Here is a 14,364-nt window from a genome sequence, read left to right as displayed (position 1 = left end):
TACTATTTTAAATGGCTGTTTCTATTTAGTTTCCCTCTTCCCCGCTTTCCAGCTTGACCATATTCTTCTCATAAATCTTGTAGAACGGGAAATACACCAGCCCGTCTGCCACAATCAAAACCAGGATAAGCAGCGGCGCTTTCCAGTCCATGGTTGAAAAAAATGCTCCAATAACAGAAGGCATCTGCCAGGACAGCATGGCAAAGCTCTTTCCAATCAGGCCGACCTGCATGGTCAGATACGCGGCAGTGCCGTTAATAACCGAAGTCAGCAGGAATGGTACGAAAAATACAGGATTCAGCATAAGAGGCAGGCCGAAGATTACAGGTTCTGAGATATTGAAAAACGCAGGTACAATTCCCAGCCTTCCAATGGTCTTTAGCTGCTTTGACTTTGAAAAGCACAGCAGCGCTGTCAAGGCCAGCACGGAACCGCATCCTCCAATCACCACAAAATATACCCAGAACGGCGTGGTGAAAATGGACGGAAGGGCCTGCCCGGCTGCATGGGCAGCCGCATTGATGGATAAATTACCGTCACGGATAGGCGCAAGCACGCCTGAAAGGGCGGCGTCATGTATGCCGAAAAACCAGAAAATATGTACCATCAGTGTAATGATAATGGTGAAACCAACACTGTCCGCCGCTGTCAGGGACGGGGAAATGGCATTGTAAATCAGTTTCGGCAGCGTGGTTCCCACTTTATTCATGATTGCAAACAGCGCGATGTAGATTACCATCAGTACCGCCCCCGGCACTATGGAGGCAAATACATCCGAAAGAGATGCAGGCACTGTATCCGGCAGGGAAATCTTACCAAAATCCCGTTTCCTCATGTAACAATACAAATCCGCAGTCAGTATGGATATAAACATGGCCGGAATCAGCCCCTTGCCGTCCATATAAGACAGCTCCGCCATCTTTCCGTCCCATCCAAGGGACACAGGCTCTGCAATCAGCATCAGAAATCCGCAGACTCCCAGGAGAATCGGCAGAAACGACTCTATTTTCCGGCTCTTGCACAGGAAATGGATGATTCCAATGCAGATATAAAGGGACATGGCCCCCAATGTCAGCGCGTTAATCCAGGAGAAAATCATGCTGTTGCTCTCCACAAACCTGGCCCAGGCCAGGGTGATTCCCGTTCCGGCGGCATCTGCAGAAGGAGCAGAGCTCAGTACGGCGGCAATACCTCCTGTAAAAGTAATTGGCAGCAGGGACATAAAGGCGTCCCGGATTGCCCGCAGGTGTATCTCATTCCCCAGCTTGTTGGCAATGGGCATAACATATTTTTCCATTGAAACGCTCATACTCTGTATATTCATATAACACTCCCCCATTATTTTCCTGTAATATGTTTTCCTTCCGTTTCAATTACATCCTTATACCAGTAATAGCTTTTTTTCGGTCTGCGTTCCAGTCCGTTTTCATAATCAATGGCAACCAGTCCATAGCGCTTCTCAGTTCCATTTTTCCAGGAATACAAATCAAAAGGCGACCAGGCATAGTACCCCCGCACATCACAGCCTCCCTCCTTGGCTTTCAGCACCGCTGCAATATGCATGTCCATAAATTCAATCCTGTCATCGTCCTCCACCTGGCTCACAGATATATCCTCGTAGAGTCCGATTCCATTTTCCGTGATATAGATGGGAAGATGGTATTTATTCCATACCCTTCGTATCCCCTCATACAGCCCCTCCGGGAAAATCTCCGTATCCCACTCCGTGTAACGGCTGCTCTCCGGCCTTACCTGTTCAAACCAGCCCTTAATGATGGTCTGGGAAGTCCCCTTTGCCTTCTTTCCCTGGTTATTGACTATCAGGGTTGTCTCCCCGCTCTCATAAGGCTTTACCATGACCCTGGCATAGTAGTTCAGTCCAAGATAGTCCACCCTGTTGCGGCGGATGACGGCTAAGTCTTCCGGAGTCATCATGGACAGGTCGCAGGTCTTTTTAAGCTCTCCCAGCAAATCTCCCGGAATTTCTCCAAGGGCCGCTGTATCCAGTATCCAGTTATTGTAGAAATTATCGGCAAATCTCTCGGCTATGGCTGACTCCACCCTTGTGTCCATGGTATAGACAGGAGAAAAGCTGTGCACAATTCCAATCTGCCCGTCATATCCGCCTGCCCTGAATGCCTCCACAGCCATGGCGGACGCCAGCATCATATAGTAGGAAGCAGTAACTGTCTCCTGAATATCCTGGTGTCCCGGAGGATAGTTGCCGATTAGATAACCGCTGTTGGTATAATACCTTGGCTCATTAAAGGTTGCCCACAGCTTTACCCGGTCCCCAAACCGGTCAAAGCATATCTTTGCATAATGGGTGTATGCCGCACATGTTTCACGGTTCAGCCATCCGCCTTTTTCCTCCAGGTACTGGGGCAGGTCCCAATGGAAAATGGTTACCATGGGTGTGATTCCATATTCCAGACAGGCATCAATCAGCTGATTGTAAAAATCAATGCCCTCCTGGTTCACTTCCCCCTCCCTGTTTCTGATGATTCTGGGCCAGGCCAGTGAAAAACGGTAGCTGTTCTGGCCTCCTTCCTTCATCATGCGGATGTCCTCCCTGAAACGGTGGTAATGGTCGCTGGCCACGTCCCCGTTCTCCAGATGGTTCTCATGCAAATACACATCCCACATGGATTCCACCCTCCCGCCTTCCTGCCAGCCGCCCTCGCATTGGTAGGAGGCAGTTGCTCCTCCCCATAAAAAATCGTTCACGTTCTATCCCTCCTGTCTTTTATGGCCTTATTATAGCAAGCCGCGGCCAAAAGATAAAATTTGATTTTTCCGCTGCACAAAGGAAAAACCAACCAGGCGGAAATGAAAGAAGCGGATGCACAGGTTACTCCTGCATCCGCTTCTGTCTGAATATCTGATTCATATTATAGTTTCTTATCCTGTTTTTGCTGTCCCTTCTCCCGGCGTTTTCTCATCCTGTAATGCTCCCAGGGTTTAAAGACACGGTCCAGAACCAGGCATATGACGCCGGCCGTCAGCAGCAGGTATATCCATATATTCCGAAAACCATGTTCCGCCAGTCTCCATACGATAAAGATACATAAAAATGCCAGAGGAAAAAGGCAGCGCCTCAGCGCCTCATTTTTCAGCCAATTCTTCATCATCATTCAAATACAGTCTGGTCTTCAATGTCCGTGGACAATGCTTCCAGCGCCTTTTTCACAATGCGCCTTCTTACCTGGAGCTCCTCCTCCTTTGGAAGGCCCGGATTTCCCACAGGATAGGGAATCCCCACTGCCGGTATGATTCGGTTGGCTCCTACTGCCATGGAAATAGGCACAATGGAACAGATATGTACAACCGGAATTCCAAAACTCTCTATTGTCTTAGCCATCGTTGCGCCGCAACGGGTACAGGTCCCTCAGTTGGATGTGAGGATAGCCGCCTGCACTCCGCTTTGCATCATATCCTGGGCAATCTCCTCAGCAAACCTCTTTGCGCTGCTCACTGCAGTGGTGTTGCCCACCGTACTGTAGTACCGTCCGTACAGCTCCCCGATTTCCCCTTCCCGTTCCATTTCCCTGCACACATCCAGGGGAAGTACACGGTTCGGGTCCTCTGTTGCGTATACGGGGTCGTATCCCCCATGGACTGTCATGAACCCCTGGCTGGTCAGACGGTCCAGATTCTCTATGTCGTAGACGCCGTATATACTGGCATTGGCCGACGGGATATGGTCCGGATTCCCCTGAGGCACAATGCCGCCGGATGTAATCAATGCTATTTTGGCATGAGCTATGTCCTTTACAGCGGGAGCCGGCTTTACACGGTCAAATACAGGCATGGGAAGCTCTGTGACATACGGTTCTCCCCGCAGCTTCTTTATCATCATGTCCACTGCACGTTCTGCGCCGTTCTTTTCCGTGTGCACATTCACGCGGAATCCCTGGGCAATATATCCCTCTTCCTCCGGGAATCCAATCTCTTCCCCTTCAAGCAGTTTTTCCGCCAGCTTACCCATAACAGGCAGGGCCTGACGCATACCCGCGGCAGAGATGGCTGTCTCCACGATATATATCTTATTGCGGAACATTTCGGCTCCCGGATTCTCCGGATACAATGCCGTCAGGACCGGGATGGAAAACTGCCTCTTAACCGCATCGCAGATGGTTGCACAGGCCAGTCCGTAGCGTCCTGCATTGAACCCCGGACCAGCAATGAACATATCCGGCGCCAGCTCCTTTGTCATGGATAATATTTTATCCAGCGCCTCCTCCTGGTGGTCTGCAAAATAGTTATCTCCGCAGATTACAGTGGCCACAATCCGGGCCTTTTCCCCCAGGACAGCCTGCAGACCTGTTCCGGGTCCCACAATGCCCTCCCGCAGGATTGGCTCCTGGTCAGCAAACTCCTCCCCGCCAATCTGACCGTAAAACTGATTCAGATAATGTACAATTCTCTTCATATGGTTTCTCCTCTACCGCAAACGTGTTGTCATATGCTCATACCCCATTTCACAGCATGAGCCCATGATTGCCGCAATCTCCACGGAAACAGTCCCGTCCTCGCCTATACTGTCCACATTTCCCCCTGTGATGATGCGGACCGTCTCTATGTCTCCAATCACCTTCTCCATCTTCGGAAGGACCACAAACTGGTTGCCGTTTCCATTGGTTACCACTGCATCTGCCTCCGGGGTTACATCCGCCAGTCCCTGGGATGCCCCGTCGCGCCCGCAGTACTCATCCGTAACCAGCACAGTCTTGATTCCCTTTTTTTCATGGAGCCTGCAGTTAAACATCAAATCCGTCTCCGGATTTCCTCCGCCTTCCTCGCTGACAATCACACCGTCCACGCCTAACAGTTCAGACAGGCTGCTGGTATAATATGCCGCCCGTTTCTTTTCCTTCAGCATGGCGCTTTCATTGCTCAGAAGGACGCCCACAAAACACAGCTCCTTCCCATGCCTGCGCAGCAAATCCAGAATAATGGGATTGTTCTCATGGTGAATGGTGGCATTCTTATGTCCGGGCGCCGCACAGTTTCCGCTGATAATAGCTCCGTCCAGCACCTCCAGTGGGCCAATCATGGTGGAAAGGATTCCCTTCACATTGAGGCCATATACATATGTATCGTGCATCAGTCCCTGGCACTGAACCATGTCCACATATACCACCTTTGGCAAATCAGGGTATTTGCGCCCCATCTCCAGGATGCTTTCATGTTCAAACACTTCCCTCTCATCCGGCTCCAGGCCCAGAGTAGTTTTAGCCATATACGCAGCGGTCTTAAGGCCTGCGATGCGGACCGTGGCTTCGTGGGTGTGCTTATCCAGCCCTTCAACCGGGAAAATCAGGGGAACCAGGATGTTCATGTTTGAAAAACTGTTAAACTCCGCCCCAGGACCCGACATATCGATAATGCCTTCCTGAAAGGCCACGATTTTCCCGGATGTGGCGACCGCACAGTCCTCCAGCACATTTGTCTCACCATTTCCAACTGTTTCCACATCCCCCACAAATCCCGGAAATACCTGCCCTGTGCCACTCTGCTTGTAACGCGGCTGGACCACATCCTTAATGGGCACGATTCTCACAGACTCCCCCGGCCTTGCTATGTCAAAATCCACGCTGTGGATATTGGTATCTTCCATGAGATACTCAGCCAATTCTGTTTTATTTATGTATAAGACACCATGGCAAAAGCTGCTGGCCTCTGCAAATTGAATGTCCTGTACATGAAATTTATTCAGTGTCAGTTTCATTATGTTTCCTCCAATATCAGTTTATTTACCCATTTCCTCCACTTCCAGCGCCCGCTCAATAATGGATAAATCAATGCACTGAAAGTCTTCCAGGGCTGCCTTCCCCCATTTCCTGTAAATAGGCACTTCCCTCAGCCTGTACAAATCCTCTGCATAGCGGATGGCCTTCTCAATCAGGGTCACTGATTCCAAATCCACTGTCCCTGCTGTCCCTGACAGCAGTACTGTCTTATAAGGCGTGATATCCGGACGGATGCTTCCTGTCAGCGGATGCGTGAGAAGGCGGTACCCGCATGTTACCTTCTGAAAAACCACTCTGAACAGTTCCAAAACATCTGTTTCATAATACTCCAGGTCAGTAAAGCCGCGGTCTATCAGCATTGGATTATTGGTAATACACCGGAATGGGTGACCCATGTCTGGTTCCTCCTTGCAAAATGATTTTATTTAGCCTGCGCCTTCAGATTCTTCACTAATTCCACGGCGTCTTCCCCGTATAATTCAGTAAGCTCAGGCCATACAGACTCCCAGCATTTGTTGTAGAAATTCTGAAGCTCGTCATCCGTAAACTCTATGATTTTGATTCCGTAGTCTTCCAGCTTTTTTTCATACTCAGCTGTTTCCTTGGGCGCTACCTCCCACCGGTCGTCTTCCAGTTTATTGGCTGCTGTCTGCAGGGCATTCTGCTGTTCTGCTGTCATCTCATTCCATTTGTCCAGATTGATATACAGGTACCATACCTCAAAATGGTCATTATACGGCAGATAATAGGTTGCCACATCGCGGTAGCTGCTGTAATATCCTTCGGCTCCCGAACCAATCATTCCGTCAATGACGCCGGTCTGCAGGGCGGTAAAGCAGTCGTTAAGAGCCATGGGCGTTGCATTGTAGCCCAGCATGTTTGTCACCAGCTCCGCGCCCTTCATGGTCTGGCAGCGGACCTTATATCCTTCCCTGATATCCAGGTTCGCCGGTTCCTTCGGCTCCTCATTCAGGATGGCGCCGCCAAAGTACAGAGGATAAACCGACAGCAGTTTAATGTTCTGGTCTTCCAGATGTTTTCTGATGGTTTCCGTAAACTCACTGTCACGGCTGAAAATTGCCTTTGCTTCATCCCAGGTAGCGCAGATATAGGGTGCGCTTGTGATTCCCAGGTATTTATCCACAGTGGAGCTGAGGGTGGCCATCTGCATTTCCACATCACCCACGCTTACCAGTTCCTGAACCGCCGTATAATCTCCCAGCTGCGCGGCCGGATATACCACCACCTCCAGGGAATCGTCGCCCGCCTTCACGTTATCGGCAAATTCCTTGGCGTTGATATCAGCCGGTGACCCCTCTGCCCGGTAATGGCTGAGTTTCAGCGAAAATGACTTTTTCTCAGCGGTCTTGCCTGCGCTTTCCGCTTTGCCGGAACCGCCGCATGCCGTCATGCCTAATACCATTGCTGCAACAATTGCTATCGAAAGTCCTCTTTTTAAATTTTTCATAGTGTTCTCCTTTTCTAATGGTAAGAAACCAATCTCTTATACAGCAAAACCAGCCATTCTCGGAATAGCGAGGGCCAAATCCGGCCAATAGGTGACAAGAAATACGATGGGAACATAGCCAAGCACCAAAAACGTCATGGTGGGTTTCAGAATCTCATGGAATTCCGCTTTGCCTATCCTCATTCCCAGATAAAGAATACTGGCATACGGCGGGGTAACTCCGCCCATGGCAAGATTCACGCCCATGATGGAGGCAAAATGGATGGGGCTGATTCCCAGCTGATTCATAACAGGCATAAGCAGGGGTGCGCATATCAGAACGCCTGTGGTGTCATTGACTATCATCCCCACGATGAACAGGAAGATATCAATGATGAACAGCAGTATATATTTATTGGTGGTGATGCTCATCAGAAGCTCCAGCACCAGCTCCGGCACACGGTAAACCGTAAACACGCGGCTCAGCATCAGACAGCATACAATCATAACCATGATGGAACCAACCGTGCTGGTGGCCTCCTTTGTCATTGCCAGGAAGCCCTTAAAGGTACAGGCCCTGTATACCCACAATCCGATGGGGATGGAATAGATGGCTGCCATGGCAGCCGCCTCGGTGGGTGTAAACACGCCCCCGTAGATTCCGCCCAGTATGATGAGGGGCATGATAAGGGCCGGCACAGCCTTGAAGGTCATCTTCCCGGCATTTGATGCAAATTCCCCAAAGGGTTTCTTTTCCGTGACTTTTAAATCAAATTTACGGCTCCAGAATACATGGATGATGCAAAACAATGCAGTGATAATCAGTCCCGGACCAAGCGTGGATAAAAAGCAGGCCAGAATCGAGCATTCCGTCACCCATCCAAACATAATCATGACCACACTGGGAGGAATCAGAAGTCCCAGAACAGAAGATACGGTTACCAGCGCCGTTGCATATCCTCTGGGATAGCCCTGCTCTTCCATCTTTGGAATCATAATAGGGCCTGTGGCCGCCACCCCCGTAAATCCGCTTCCCGATATGGCGCCCATGATGGCGCACACAAGAACAGCCACCACGCCCAGACCGGATTTAATGTGGCCCACAAATGCATCCACACAGTCCAATAACCGCTTTGCAATTCCGCTGCCCCCCATGTAGGTTCCTGCCAGAATAAACAAGGGACTGGCCAGGAGAACGGTTCCCGTGGACTGGGAAAATACCCAAATCAGCATGGTCTTCATGGATACATCGCCAAAAAGGCTCAGGAACAGCAGCGCTCCGGCAAAGCAGACCGGAAGCGGAATACTCATCATCAGAAGAAAAACCAGCAGTATTACGTCCATCAAAATAACTGATAGGGAAGTCATACGTTTTCACCTCCTTCCTTTGCCTCATCCTTGTTTTTTATTTGACGAATCAAGGCCCGGTAGGCCAGATATACATCCCTTGCCGCATAAATGAACATCAGTACAAAACCAATGGTAAGCGCTATGTTTGCAAAAAACAGAGGAGCGTATGTAATGTCAGCTAACTTCCAGGTCTTAAGGGAATAGGAAAAGAAATAAAAACCCCAGTAACAAATCCAGGCAAGAATAATGATACACAGTGTACGTTTGATTGCATCAAAAATCAGTTTCGAGCGCTCCTTCTTAATGTAAAGGGTCAGGATTCCACACTCAATATGGCTTTTTTCATAGGATGCATTGGCACCGCCCAGCATATAAAGCCATATAATAGGAAATAACATCAATTCCTCGATGCCCATCAGCGACGATTTCAGTACATACCGCGCAAATACCTCGTAGCCAATCATGACTAATAACATGAGAGCAGCCACTATCGATGCGCCATACTGCACTTGGATAAGTGTTTTTCCCAGCTTCTTCATACATTTCCTCCTCTTATAGTTTTTTTGAATGATATGAATACATCTCATTTACGATACCTATATTCTATATGATATGTCTAATATTGTCAACTATATAACAATACTTTTTTGATTATTTGTCATGTTATACCGATAATTGCCGGATTATCCCCCTCCCATTTTTATTTTTAACAGCAATTTCCAGTTAATTATTTTTCTTTTAACATTATATAATATATATCTTTTTAGATATCTTTAAGATGATACATGCAGTCCATAGGTCTGGTATTGCTTGAAACGTGCTCAAAACAATGATATAATATTGAACAGTTCAGATTATGACCTATGAAGGGAGGTTATCCTCTTGTCCAATACCTCTTTTAATCAAAAAGGAGTTTCTCTTTACTATCAGGTAGAGACTTATATCCGGACAAAAATCGAATCAGGTGAGTGGCCTTCTGGATTTAAGCTTCCCACAGAGACAGAGTTATGCCAATTTTTCGGGGTTAGCCGCACCACCATACGCCAGGCAGTGAACAAGATGGTAGAAGGCGGTCTTTTAGTGCGCAAACAGGGTTCAGGCACCTATGTCACCCAGCCCGCTTATTCCAGAAACAGGCTCTCCACGCAGCCCAGTGATTCAGTGTGCAAATACATCTATATGCCCATTCTCCAGGATGATATGGAGCATTCATACCAGAACCTTCTGCTGACCCATATCAGCCATATCCTGATGCTGTGCGAGCAAAAGCTGATATCCCAGGAGGACGGAAAAAAGGCCCTGGATTTCATTGTTCCCCTGATGGACATGCATCCGCAGACCATTGGCTTTAATCCCCTTAACGAGGATTATTTTTTAAACTTTGAACAATATTTAATTTCCCATCTGGGAATAGACCTGGCAGGAAAAATATATACAGGCAGAAGCCGCAACGATATGACTCCCACAGTGATGCGGATGGGTATCCGGGACAGCATGCTGGCGGTTTATGAACGGCTGCTGGCGCTGATACGCCGTCTGCTGGCTCTCGCCGAAGAAAACCAGGGCCGCATCATCACCGGATACACCCACTGCATGCCGGCCCAGCCCATTACCCTGGACCATTATTTCCTGGCAATTGCAGAGGCGCTGGTGCGGGATATGGACAGGCTGCTGTCCGCCTATCAGAACCTGAACCGTTCCCCCCTTGGCGCCTGCGCCATGGCCGGTACGTCCTTTCCCATCAACCGGGAATACACGGCCCAGCTTTTGGGATTTGACGGTATCATAACCAACACGCTGGATGCAGTTGCAACCAGGGATTATCTCTTGGAGCTTGCGGCTGATTTTTCCACCATGGGTTCCACCCTGTCCCGGTTTGCCCAGGATTTGTATCTCTGGTCCACAGCGGAATTTAATTATGTAAGTTTTTCCGATGCTTACTCATGCTGCAGCAGCATCATGCCGCAGAAGAAGAATCCGCTGTCAATCGAGCATATAAAGAGTAAATCCTCCCACCTTACCAGCACTTATCTGGATATTGCAATGTGCCTGAAGGGAACCAGCTACGGCCATTGCCGGGACCTTTTTGAATGTATGCCTCCATTTTGGGATGCCGTGGAACAGGTAACCGGAATACTGGAATTGTCCATCGGCACGCTGCAGGACATCACCTTTCACTATGACCGCATGGAGTTCATGGCGAGCATAAATGATTCCATATTGACGGATATGGCAGATTTTCTGGTGCAGAAGGACCGCATTCCGTTCCGCAGCGCCCACAACATCATTGCTTCAGCCGTCAGGGCCCAGGGAGATAATCCCAGCAGCAAAATCACCCTTAAGCAGCTCAACAAAAGCAGTAAACAGCATTTAGGCCATGACACCACGCTGACCGAGTCGGAATGGGCTTCCCTGCAGTCGCCCCGCAGCTCCGTGGCAAACAAACGCAGCGAAGGCTCTCCTGCCCAAAGCTCCTGCCGGAAAATGCTGCTATCCCTGCGCATGGCTGCCGACCGCTGCAATGAACAGTACAATAAAATCATCAATTCCCTGCAGTTGGCAGAGCAATTCCGGAAAGAACAGATTGATGTGCTGAAGAACGGGACACATTTTGGGCAAAGTCAGTGACAGAATCCCTTTCAGGCCGCTTTGACAAATCTTATATGTGCAGAAACCTATCGCGGCGGAAGAGACATTGTTTTGTGATATTTTAGACATCTTATCCCTCAAAAAAAGGCAGTCCGCAAAAGTATACTTTTACGGACTCACCTTTTTCCATACTAGACAATAGTTTTCATTCGCATATTATGTGAACGCCAGCGCACAAGTCAATCATGTCACCGACCCAAAGACTCATAAAGCTTTCTTCTTGCCATTTTTCATGTTCTTATCTTTCTTTTTTGAATAATATAAAAGCCATATAAATATGACACCCAATTAGCAAAAGATTGGTATATTGAAAATTTTGATTATGTAAAAATCCCAAAGGTGTAAATCTGTAAATCAGTAACAGTACAATAATATTAAAAACAACAACCGTTAGAGAGAGCCTGTCTCGGTACTTTAAGCTAATTCTTATTATCTCTGAAATGAAAATTCCGCATATTAAATACATGATAAAATTAATTATCTTAAGCTGAAATAGTATACCAAAGGTTTTTTTGCTCAATTCCTTTATTGCATAATCCCTTACTATCAGAATAGACAGAACCGCAAACGGAATCACCATCTGTTTAAAAATAATAATCTTTCTGTTCATATCTTCCACCTGCTTTTAAAACACGTTATCAGATCCCCAGGCTTTTAAATAGCTTGCTGAACCTTTCTCCCCCCTGCCCCATTCCCTTTTCTCTCTGTCCTCAAATAACATCTGGCCAAGTATTGTCATCCCTATCATCTCCTTTACTTCCATCAATTAAACCCGGTCCTCTGTCCGGAAATCACTGCTGCTTGTCCGCTGATTTCTCAGGCCCTCTGTTCTCAGGCCCTCTGTTCTCAGGCCCTCTGTTCCCAGGCCTCTTTCTCCCATACAGCCTCCTGTTACGGCAAACCATACAGGAACCTGCCTCCATTATACTTAATCCCACCTTGGCAGACAAGGGCGCATTGCCTGATATTTCTTATTCCTGTTTCGTTTCTTCACTTGATTCATTGGATTTCTTGCCCGATATTGTGGGCAGATTTTTACGTAGACACTTAAAATTTGATTTTTATAGAATTCTGTTATCTCAGAACGTTCATTTATTTAATCACATTGGATTATGGCGGCAATCCCTCATATATATTGCGCCATGACGCCTGGTTTTTTTAATATAACACACCGGGAACTTCATTGCAAGATACAACCGAAAAGACAGGGGCCGGGAACCGAATCCTGTCTGGCTTCCCGGCCGCAAATCCTCCTTTATCTGACATCCTGATTTATTATCTGCTGATTTTTACCCATACTGAACATCCAGGATTAAAAACCCCAAAAAAACACCTGAAATCCCAATCAGCCTTCCTGCCCTTTATCCCGCTAAACCAGCTGGTTATATTTCCCTCTCTTCACATAATGGGTATGCAGCAGATGATGGGATAAATGTCCATTCGGCTCTCCCAGATACTCGCTGTAAAGCTTCATTAAATCCGGGTTTTCATGGGATTTGCGCAGTACCTTGCGCTCATCCTCGCTGTAGAGTGCTTTCGAACGTTTTTCGCGGTAATTTTCCTCTGTGCATCTGGGCTGTCCGCCGCCGTTGATACAGCCGCCCGGGCATCCCATTACCTCTATGAAATGATAGGGCGAAGTGCCTGCCGCCACCTCGTCCATGAGCATGGAAGCGCCTTCCAGTCCGCTGGTGACCGCTACATTCACAGTCACTCCCTTCAAATGTTCATATGCAGGAAGGGTATCCTCAATTGTGATGGAAGCTGTTTTTACCTGCTCCAGGCCCACGATAGGCGTCACATGCAGCTTGTCAAAGGGAAGCTCCTTCCCGGTCACCACCTCGTACACCGTGCGCAGGGCTGCCTCCATAACGCCTCCTGTTACGCCAAAGATATCAGCTGCGCCTGTTCCCAGTCCCAGAGGTGCGTCAAACTCACCTTCCGGAAGGTTTACAAAATCAATGCCAGCTGTCTTAATCATCCGGGCCAACTCCCTGGTGGTCAGCACTGCGTCCACATCCCGATGGCCGTCCACTTCCATTTCCGGACGCTGTATCTCATACTTTTTGGCCGTACAGGGCATAACCGATACAACAAACATGTTTTCCGGAGCAGTGCCTGTGCGCTCTGCATAGAAGGATTTCACCACGGCACCCAGCATGGTATGGGGGCTCTTACAGGTGGACAGGTGGTCTAACTCCTCCGGGAACTGATGCTCGATATGCTTAATCCAGCCAGGGGAACAGCTGGTAATCATGGGGAGCACGGCTTTCTCCTTCTGTGATTCATCCCCTTTCAGGGCTGCATTGAGCCGTCCCAGAAGCTCCGTCCCCTCCTCCAATATGGTAAGGTCGGCGGAAAACAGGGTATCGAACACATCGTCAAAGCCAATTTCGTGAAGGGCCGTGGCCATTTTCCCGGTGACAGGGGTTCCTACCGGCAGGCCGAATTCCTCGCCCAGGGCAGCCCTCACTGCCGGGGCCACCTGGACCACCACCCGCTTCTCAGGGTCAGCCAATGCGCGCCACACCGGCGCAAGGCCGTCTGTCTCCTTCAGGGCCCCGGTTGGACAGACCACGGTACACTGGCCGCACATGGCGCAGGCCGTAGAGTTAAGAGGCAGCCCCATAGCCGGACTTACCACGGTATCAAATCCGCGGTTCTGGGCCTGAATCGCTCCCACCTTCTGAATCTGGCTGCACACAGTGACGCACCTGCGGCAAAGAATACATTTGCTGGTATCCCTTGTGATGGACGGTGAAATATCCACCAGCGGCTTGGTCATGGCTCCCTCAAACCGGCTCTCGCCCACGCCCAGCTCATAGCCCAGCTCCTGAAGCTCGCAGTTGGTGTTCCTGCTGCAGTTCAGACAATCCTTGGGATGGTTGGACAGCAGCAGTTCATAGAGCACCTTCCTGGCTGCCAGCACCTTGGGGGAGTGTGTCCTTATGACCATTCCCTCCCTTACCTTAGCCATACAGGAGGCCTGAAGATTCTTCATGCCCTCCACTTCCACAACGCAGATACGGCAGGAGCCGTACTGATGCACATTCTTCATATGGCACAGACTGGGAATCCTGATTCCCACTGTCTCAGCCGCTTCCATGATGGTGGAGCCCTCTGAAACCTCCACCGGTTTTCCGTTTATCGTTATATGTATCATAA

13 protein-coding genes are annotated in these 14,364 nt (G+C 48.9%); 1 reads left to right on the top strand and 12 read right to left on the bottom strand.

Translation table 11 applies throughout. The features are described 5' to 3' along the window. Window positions 1–25 precede the first annotated feature (25 nt). The 9 genes from FGS84_RS14310 to FGS84_RS14270 form a co-directional block, all read right to left on the bottom strand. Window positions 26–1,309, bottom strand: a complete 1,284-nt coding sequence (locus FGS84_RS14310) for a PTS transporter subunit EIIC (RefSeq protein ID WP_243129980.1) — start codon at window positions 1,307–1,309, stop codon at window positions 26–28. 29 nt (window positions 1,310–1,338) lie between these two features. Continuing rightward, window positions 1,339–2,727 carry a glycoside hydrolase family 1 protein gene (locus FGS84_RS14305; RefSeq protein ID WP_138309218.1) on the bottom strand — a complete coding sequence of 463 codons (1,389 nt, stop codon included), beginning with the start codon at window positions 2,725–2,727 and terminating at the stop codon, window positions 1,339–1,341. 164 nt (window positions 2,728–2,891) lie between these two features. Beyond that, on the bottom strand, window positions 2,892–3,134 hold the full coding sequence (locus tag FGS84_RS14300) for a hypothetical protein (RefSeq protein WP_243129979.1): 243 nt from the start codon (window positions 3,132–3,134) through the stop codon (window positions 2,892–2,894). Further along, on the bottom strand, window positions 3,131–4,432 hold the full coding sequence (gene grdB, locus FGS84_RS14295) for a glycine reductase complex selenoprotein B (protein WP_138309217.1): 1,302 nt from the start codon (window positions 4,430–4,432) through the stop codon (window positions 3,131–3,133). Before grdB ends, FGS84_RS14300 begins: the two co-directional genes overlap by 4 nt. Before the next feature lie 12 nt (window positions 4,433–4,444). Next, the gene (locus tag FGS84_RS14290; RefSeq protein ID WP_138309216.1) at window positions 4,445–5,731 is read right to left on the bottom strand and encodes a glycine/sarcosine/betaine reductase component B subunit; all 1,287 of its coding nucleotides are present in this window, start codon (window positions 5,729–5,731) and stop codon (window positions 4,445–4,447) included. Window positions 5,732–5,752: 21 nt separating this feature from the next. Continuing rightward, on the bottom strand, window positions 5,753–6,148 hold the full coding sequence (locus FGS84_RS14285; protein WP_138309215.1) for a GrdX family protein: 396 nt from the start codon (window positions 6,146–6,148) through the stop codon (window positions 5,753–5,755). A gap of 26 nt (window positions 6,149–6,174) precedes the next feature. Then, entirely contained in the window at window positions 6,175–7,221 is a 1,047-nt protein-coding gene (gene dctP, locus FGS84_RS14280; protein ID WP_138309214.1) for a TRAP transporter substrate-binding protein DctP, read from the bottom strand. A 36-nt stretch (window positions 7,222–7,257) separates the two neighbouring features. Further along, window positions 7,258–8,568 (bottom strand): TRAP transporter large permease, encoded by a 1,311-nt coding sequence (locus FGS84_RS14275; RefSeq protein WP_138309213.1) that lies wholly within the window; start codon window positions 8,566–8,568, stop codon window positions 7,258–7,260. Then, window positions 8,565–9,089 carry a TRAP transporter small permease subunit gene (locus FGS84_RS14270; protein ID WP_138309212.1) on the bottom strand — a complete coding sequence of 175 codons (525 nt, stop codon included), beginning with the start codon at window positions 9,087–9,089 and terminating at the stop codon, window positions 8,565–8,567. The genes FGS84_RS14275 and FGS84_RS14270 overlap by 4 nt, the downstream gene beginning before the upstream one ends. 343 nt (window positions 9,090–9,432) lie before the next feature. On the opposite strand from FGS84_RS14270, the gene argH reads away from it, so the two are divergent. Further along, window positions 9,433–11,178 (top strand): argininosuccinate lyase, encoded by a 1,746-nt coding sequence (argH, locus tag FGS84_RS14265; RefSeq protein ID WP_138309211.1) that lies wholly within the window; start codon window positions 9,433–9,435, stop codon window positions 11,176–11,178. A 259-nt stretch (window positions 11,179–11,437) separates the two neighbouring features. Here argH and FGS84_RS14260 read toward each other — a convergent pair whose 3' ends face one another. The 3 genes from FGS84_RS14260 to FGS84_RS14255 all read right to left on the bottom strand — a co-directional run bounded on the left by FGS84_RS14260 (window position 11,438) and on the right by FGS84_RS14255 (window position 14,362). Next, window positions 11,438–11,809 carry a hypothetical protein gene (locus FGS84_RS14260; RefSeq protein ID WP_138309210.1) on the bottom strand — a complete coding sequence of 124 codons (372 nt, stop codon included), beginning with the start codon at window positions 11,807–11,809 and terminating at the stop codon, window positions 11,438–11,440. A 15-nt stretch (window positions 11,810–11,824) separates the two neighbouring features. Then, on the bottom strand, window positions 11,825–11,962 hold the full coding sequence (locus FGS84_RS30890; protein WP_171042626.1) for a hypothetical protein: 138 nt from the start codon (window positions 11,960–11,962) through the stop codon (window positions 11,825–11,827). A 606-nt stretch (window positions 11,963–12,568) separates the two neighbouring features. Then, window positions 12,569–14,362, bottom strand: a complete 1,794-nt coding sequence (locus tag FGS84_RS14255) for an NADH-dependent [FeFe] hydrogenase, group A6 (RefSeq protein WP_138309209.1) — start codon at window positions 14,360–14,362, stop codon at window positions 12,569–12,571. Window positions 14,363–14,364: the final 2 nt, after the last annotated feature.

This window comes from Clostridium sp. 1001271st1 H5 (assembly GCF_005845215.1).
GTDB lineage: Bacteria > Bacillota > Clostridia > Lachnospirales > Lachnospiraceae > Enterocloster.
The sequence above is the reverse complement of the archived record's forward strand: the minus strand, read 5'-3'. Positions and strand labels throughout refer to the sequence as shown.

Excerpts from the sequence above, each read along its gene's own strand:
- FGS84_RS14310 (WP_243129980.1), bottom strand. The coding sequence starts at position 1,309 with ATGAGCGTTTCAATGGAAAAATATGTTATGCCCATTGCCAACAAGCTG.
- FGS84_RS14300 (WP_243129979.1), bottom strand. The coding sequence starts at position 3,134 with ATGATGATGAAGAATTGGCTGAAAAATGAGGCGCTGAGGCGCTGCCTT.
- FGS84_RS14290 (WP_138309216.1), bottom strand. The coding sequence starts at position 5,731 with ATGAAACTGACACTGAATAAATTTCATGTACAGGACATTCAATTTGCA.
- FGS84_RS14285 (WP_138309215.1), bottom strand. The coding sequence starts at position 6,148 with ATGGGTCACCCATTCCGGTGTATTACCAATAATCCAATGCTGATAGAC.
- dctP (WP_138309214.1), bottom strand. The coding sequence starts at position 7,221 with ATGAAAAATTTAAAAAGAGGACTTTCGATAGCAATTGTTGCAGCAATG.
- FGS84_RS14275 (WP_138309213.1), bottom strand. The coding sequence starts at position 8,568 with ATGACTTCCCTATCAGTTATTTTGATGGACGTAATACTGCTGGTTTTT.
- FGS84_RS14270 (WP_138309212.1), bottom strand. The coding sequence starts at position 9,089 with ATGAAGAAGCTGGGAAAAACACTTATCCAAGTGCAGTATGGCGCATCG.
- FGS84_RS14260 (WP_138309210.1), bottom strand. The coding sequence starts at position 11,809 with ATGAACAGAAAGATTATTATTTTTAAACAGATGGTGATTCCGTTTGCG.
- FGS84_RS30890 (WP_171042626.1), bottom strand. The coding sequence starts at position 11,962 with ATGGAAGTAAAGGAGATGATAGGGATGACAATACTTGGCCAGATGTTA.
- FGS84_RS14255 (WP_138309209.1), bottom strand. The coding sequence starts at position 14,362 with ATGATACATATAACGATAAACGGAAAACCGGTGGAGGTTTCAGAGGGC.